Origin of the sequence: Nocardiopsis salina YIM 90010, from assembly GCF_000341025.1 — a bacterium.
Taxonomy (GTDB): Bacteria; Actinomycetota; Actinomycetes; order Streptosporangiales; family Streptosporangiaceae; genus Nocardiopsis; species Nocardiopsis salina.
Map to the genome: position 1 here is coordinate 1 of NZ_ANBF01000178.1, position 3,918 is coordinate 3,918.

The window sequence follows — 3,918 nt, forward strand, 5'->3', positions numbered from 1 at the left end:
TCGCGCAGCAGGTGATCGGTGTTCGCCGAACAAGCCCTAAGCCGCGCGCGCGGTCCAGCGCTCACCGTCGCGTTCCACCTTGAGGGGGAGCCCGAAAGTCTGCGACAGCAGGTCGGGGGTCATGACCTCGTCGAGCGGGCCGGCCGCGACGGCCCCACCCTCACGCAGCAGCAGGGCATGTGTGAACCCGACCGGGATCTCTTCGACGTGGTGGGAGACGATCACGAGGGAGGGAGCCGCCTCGTCCAGAGCCAGTTTGCCCAGGCGCCGCACCAGGTCCTCGCGCCCACCCAGGTCCAGCCCGGCCGCCGGCTCGTCCAGGAGCAGCAGCTCGGGGTCGGCCATGAGGGCACGTGCGATGAGAACGCGCTTGCGCTCGCCCTCCGAGAGCGTGTGGAAGGTGCGGTCGGCCAGGTCGCCCACGCCCCAGTGCCCGAGCAAGGTCCTCGCGCGGCCCAGGTCCGGGGAAGCGTACTCCTCACGGAACCGGCCCACATACCCGTAGGCGGCGCTGACGACCAGGTCCAGGGCGGTCGTGCCCTCCTCGACCTTGGCGGCCACCGCGGCACCGGCATAACCCACCATGGCGCGCAGCTCGAAGACGTCGACCTCGCCGACCTGCTCCTCGAGGACCTCGACCCGGCCCTCGGTGGGGTGCAGCTGCGTGTGGGCCACGTTCAACAGCGTGGTCTTGCCCGCGCCGTTGGGCCCGAGCACCACCCAGCGCTCGCCCTCACGGACCGACCAGTCGACCCCGCTGAGCAGCTCCGTTCTCCCACGCCGAACCGTGACTCCGTCCAGACCGAGTACTCGCCCGTCCATAGTCCTCCTTCACGACACGTCCCACGCAGGTGCACGGGCCGCCCTACCCTGAAGCAATGCAATTGACGTCCGCACCGCTCGTCGCCTGGGGCAACGCCTGGCTGACCGGACACGTCGGGCTCGACGACGCCGTCGACGCGGTCGAGCGTCGCGGTGGCCCCAACCTGATCGGGACAGTACCCGCAAGCGATCTGCCGTTCGACAGCGACGTCCCGCTGCGAACGGCCCTGATACGGCTCCGTGGCCTGGGTCTGTCCGCCTTCCGCCTGGCGCTCCCCACCTGGGGTGATCCCTTGGGCCTCGTCGGGCCCAAGGAGCTCAACCAGGCCGCCATCGAGGCCGGAGAGGGGGTACTGGTGCAGCTCACCGATCAGCAGGTGGGCCTGGTGCCCTCCGCCGACCGGCGTGGTTCATCCTATGCCGGTGTTTCGTGGACCCCGTATGCGGCGGAGGACACCCTTCCCCAGGTCCCCTCGCTCCCGGAGGCCGAGACCGAGATGAAGCTCACGCTCGTGCAGGTCACGCAGGCCCTGGAAGGGGTCGACGATGTCGCTTCCTTCGCTCCGTCCGTGCACCGGGAACTCGGCGACCTCGGTTCCAGGGAAGCCCCTCCCCTCGCGCACGGGTACCCCCCGCGTGCCCACCGCGTCGCCACACAGGCCGAACGCCTGGCCAAGGTCGTGCACCTGGCCGACCCCACGGGAGCCAGGGGTCTGAGCGCCCACCAGATCGACACACGCGTCGAGGCGCTGCGCCGACTGGACGCTGCGGTACGCAGGGCCATGGTCTCCGCGCACACCGCTGTTCTGCGGCCGGGCCGGCCCGGCTGATCGTGCCGCCCCGCGCCCTTCCTCGGGGCCCGGACCGGTGGGACCCTGGGGAGGCGGGGCAACGACTCCGGGTTGATCCAGGGGAGATACCTGATCCGCCCGGGAGACGGGAAGAACGATACTGGGGACGTGGCCGAAGGGGCATCGCCCGCAGACAGGAGCCAGAGGAGACCCGCCATCATGCAGCCCGAGCACATTCGAGCTTCAGACGCCGACCGTGACCAGGTCGCCGAACGGCTGCGTGAGGCCCTGGCCGAGGGAAGGCTCAGCCCCAGCGAACACGAGGAGCGCCTCGACACCCTCTACAAGGCCAAGACCGTCGGCGAGCTGGCCCCCATCACCGAGGACCTCCCCGGTGCGAGCGCACCCGGCTTCCTCTCCTCCCCCGACCGCTCCTCCATCGCCGAACCCAGCAGCATGGAGGTCCTGGGCAGCGAGGCCCGCGACCTGGCCGGACAGAGCAAGGGCTCGGAGAATCTCGTCGCGGTATTCGGGGCGTGCGAGCGCAAGGGCCGGTGGCTGGTCGAACCCCGCACCAACGCGTCGGTGCTGTGCGGAAGCGTGGAACTCGACCTGCGCGAGGCCGTCCTGAGCCAGCACGAGGTGACCATCCAGCTCGCCGTCATCATGGGCGGGGTCGACATCACCGTGCCCAACGGGGTCCGGGTGATCAACAACACCTCGGCGATTCTCGGTGGCACCGACCTGCACGGGACCGATCAAGTCGTCGACCCCAACGCCCCCGTCGTCCGGCTGACAGGAACCTGCATGCTCGGCGGTGTGGACGTCAAGGCCAAGGGCCCCAAGCGTAAGAAGGGCCGTAAGCAGGACTGATACGGGCCCCGACCAGTGGCTGTCCACATAGTGACATCCCTGGTGGTAGGGGATCCCTGCGCGCAATCACCACCTTCGGCCGGAGTAACGTGGATGACGCCATGAATGATGATTCCACGTTGTTGGTGACGGTGACCGGACGCGACCGCCCGGGCATCAGCGCACGCCTGTTGAGCACCCTCTCCGTCTTTCCCGTGACCGTCGTCGACCTCGAGCAGGTCGTCCTCGCCGGACGCCTGGTCCTGGGCACGGTCATCGACGTGGACGAGCGGGTCGCGCCCGGGGTGAGCCGCAAGCGGGTCTTCGAGGAGGTCCGCACGGCCCTCGACAAGACCGCGATCGACCTCGAAGTGGAGGTCGAGTACGCCGAAGGGAACGGCAGGGTGAAGGGCTCGGGGGGCGAACAGCTCCACGTGACCGTGCTCGCCGCACCTCTGCGACCCGGCGCTCTGGGCGCCCTGACCTCGTGCGTCGCACGTTCCGGCGCCAACATCGACCGCATCGAACGGCTGTCCGCCTATCCGGTGACCTCGGTGGAGATGGAGATCTCCGGGGGTGACACCGAGCAGCTCCGAGCCGAGCTCGCCATGGAAGGATCCACCCAGGGGGTGGACGTCGCCGTCCAGGCGAGCGGCTTGCACCGCCGCGCCAAGCACCTCATCGTCATGGACGTCGACTCCACCCTGATCCAGGGCGAGGTCATCGAGCTCATCGCCGCTCACGCCGGGTGTGCCGACGAGGTCGCCCGGGTCACCGAGGAGGCGATGCGCGGCGAACTGGACTTCGAGGAGTCCCTCAGACGCCGCGTCGCCCTGTTGGAAGGACTGGACGCCTCGGCGTTGGACCGGGTCCGCGACGAGGTCGAGCTGACCCCGGGCGCCCGCACCCTGGTGCGCACTCTCAAGCGCCTCGGTTACGAATGCGGAATCGTCAGCGGCGGGTTCACCCAGATCACCGACGGGCTCGTCGAGTCCCTGGGTCTGGACTACTCGGCCGCGAACACGCTGGAGATCGTCGACGGAAAGCTCACCGGCAGGCTGCTGGGTCCGATCATCGACCGCAAGGGCAAGGCCGTCACCCTGGAGCAGTTCGCGACCGAGGCCGGCGTCCCACTGAGCCAGACCGTGGCTGTCGGCGACGGCGCCAATGACCTGGACATGCTCCAGACGGCCGGACTCGGTGTCGCCTTCAACGCCAAACCGGTCGTGCGCCGACAGGCAGACGCAGCCGTGAACGTGCCCTATCTGGACACGATCGCCTACATCCTCGGGGTCACCCGGGAGGAGATCGACGAGGCCGACCGCCACGACGGATCGCACGACTGAGCACGTTCTTCCGTGCAGGGGCCGCACTGAGGTGCGGCCCCTCTTCTGTACTCGAAGAACTTTTCACGTGTTCACAAGTGCAGACACAAAAAAGAGGGGCCCCGCAA

At 68.9% G+C, this 3,918-nt stretch carries 4 protein-coding genes; 3 read left to right on the top strand and 1 reads right to left on the bottom strand.

The genetic code is table 11. The annotated features are described in order from the left end of the window. Positions 1-36 precede the first annotated feature (36 nt). Positions 37-822, bottom strand: a complete 786-nt coding sequence (locus tag D474_RS0120250) for an ABC transporter ATP-binding protein (RefSeq protein WP_017615330.1) — start codon at positions 820-822, stop codon at positions 37-39. Between the two features lie 56 nt (positions 823-878). On the opposite strand from D474_RS0120250, the gene D474_RS0120255 reads away from it, so the two are divergent. The 3 genes from D474_RS0120255 (at position 879) to serB (ending at position 3,811) form a co-directional block, all read left to right on the top strand. Beyond that, complete coding sequence (locus D474_RS0120255; protein WP_026118656.1) at positions 879-1,652, top strand: hypothetical protein; 774 nt, start codon at positions 879-881, stop codon at positions 1,650-1,652. Between the two features lie 180 nt (positions 1,653-1,832). Next, positions 1,833-2,486 carry a DUF1707 SHOCT-like domain-containing protein gene (locus D474_RS0120260; protein ID WP_017615332.1) on the top strand — a complete coding sequence of 218 codons (654 nt, stop codon included), beginning with the start codon at positions 1,833-1,835 and terminating at the stop codon, positions 2,484-2,486. A 101-nt stretch (positions 2,487-2,587) separates the two neighbouring features. Next, positions 2,588-3,811, top strand: a complete 1,224-nt coding sequence (serB, locus tag D474_RS0120265) for a phosphoserine phosphatase SerB (RefSeq protein WP_026118657.1) — start codon at positions 2,588-2,590, stop codon at positions 3,809-3,811. The last annotated feature ends 107 nt before the right edge of the window (positions 3,812-3,918 follow it).

What these genes read in the sequence shown, in the direction of transcription:
- D474_RS0120250 (WP_017615330.1), bottom strand. Translation starts at nt 822, where the DNA reads ATGGACGGGCGAGTACTCGGTCTGGACGGAGTCACGGTTCGGCGTGGG.
- D474_RS0120255 (WP_026118656.1), top strand. Translation starts at nt 879, where the DNA reads ATGCAATTGACGTCCGCACCGCTCGTCGCCTGGGGCAACGCCTGGCTG.
- D474_RS0120260 (WP_017615332.1), top strand. Translation starts at nt 1,833, where the DNA reads ATGCAGCCCGAGCACATTCGAGCTTCAGACGCCGACCGTGACCAGGTC.
- serB (WP_026118657.1), top strand. Translation starts at nt 2,588, where the DNA reads ATGAATGATGATTCCACGTTGTTGGTGACGGTGACCGGACGCGACCGC.